This window comes from Hymenobacter elongatus, from assembly GCF_004745955.1.
Taxonomy (GTDB): domain Bacteria; phylum Bacteroidota; class Bacteroidia; order Cytophagales; family Hymenobacteraceae; genus Hymenobacter; species Hymenobacter elongatus.
Genome location: NZ_SRLD01000110.1, coordinates 1 through 1,045, shown reverse-complemented (window position 1 = coordinate 1,045; position 1,045 = coordinate 1). Strand labels below are relative to the sequence as shown.

Genomic DNA, 1,045 nt, shown 5'->3' with positions numbered 1-1,045 from the left:
TATAGCGGTTTCGTGAACGGTGTATCCTTTTATGGGTTTTTCCGTACGGTAAGATATGAAACCTTATTCGCTTGATTTACGCACCCGCGTCGCCGCAGCCTGTGAGCAGGCCGGCTCACGCCAGCAACAGGTCGCCGACCGCTTTGGGGTGAGCGTCTCGTTCATCAAGAAGTTGCGTCACCAGCAGCGCCAAACCGGCTCGTTGGCTCCCAAACTGGCCAGCGGCGGTCCGGCCCGGGCGATTACGCCAACCGAGCAGGCCTGGCTCGTGGCCTACGTGGGGCAGCACGCCGATGCCACGCTGGCTGAATTGAACGCCGCCTGGCAGGCCGAATTTGGTCGCCCCGTGGGCCAGACCTGCATTTGGAACGTGCTGGATGAGCAGGGGCTGCGGCGCAAAAAAAAAGCAACCACGCCACCGAGCGCGATACCGAGCGGGTCATAGCCGCCCGGGCCGAACACGTGGAAACCGTGTGCACGCGGCCCGATGTGGCCCGCTTCCACTTTCTCGACGAAACAGGGCTGCGCCTGGACTACTGCCGCCGCTATGCCCGGGCCCCGGGCGCTCAGCGCGTGGGCCAGCCCGTGCCGCTGACGCGGGGCCGCTCGCTGACGCTGATCGGGGCGCTGTCAGTACGGGGCTTAGGAGCCGTGCAACTGCTGGAGGGCGGCCTCAAGTACGTGAGTTTTGCGTGGTACGTGACCCAGTTTCTGGCCCCCACGTTGCGGCGGGGCGATGTGCTGGTGATGGACAATCTCTCGGTCCACAAACTGCCGGGCGTGGTCGAATGGCTGGCTGAGCGGGGCGTGGAGGTAGTATTTCTGCCGCCCTACTCGCCTGACTTCAGCCCCGTCGAGCAGGCCTGGAGCAAGCTCAAAACAAAGCTGCGCGCTGCCCAGGCCCGCACCCGGCAAGCCCTGGAGCAGGCCCTGCAGGAAGCCATCAGCTGGATTACGAGCCAAGATGCGCGCAACTGGTTTGACCACTGCGGCTACCATACCCAATGCCTGCAATGAGGGGTAAACCGTTCGCGAAACCGCTATA

General features: G+C 63.7%; 2 protein-coding genes. Both read left to right on the top strand.

Annotation, left to right across the window (positions count from 1 at the left end; translation table 11 throughout):
* Positions 1–55: 55 nt before the first annotated feature.
* Positions 56–445 (top strand): helix-turn-helix domain-containing protein, encoded by a 390-nt coding sequence (locus E5J99_RS20960; protein ID WP_135499754.1) that lies wholly within the window; start codon positions 56–58, stop codon positions 443–445.
* Positions 442–1,017, top strand: a complete 576-nt coding sequence (locus tag E5J99_RS20955; protein WP_245319173.1) for an IS630 family transposase — start codon at positions 442–444, stop codon at positions 1,015–1,017. The genes E5J99_RS20960 and E5J99_RS20955 overlap by 4 nt, the downstream gene beginning before the upstream one ends.
* Positions 1,018–1,045 lie beyond the last annotated feature (28 nt).

Coding starts and splice junctions, on each gene's coding strand:
- E5J99_RS20960 (WP_135499754.1), top strand. CDS start 56: ATGAAACCTTATTCGCTTGATTTACGCACCCGCGTCGCCGCAGCCTGT.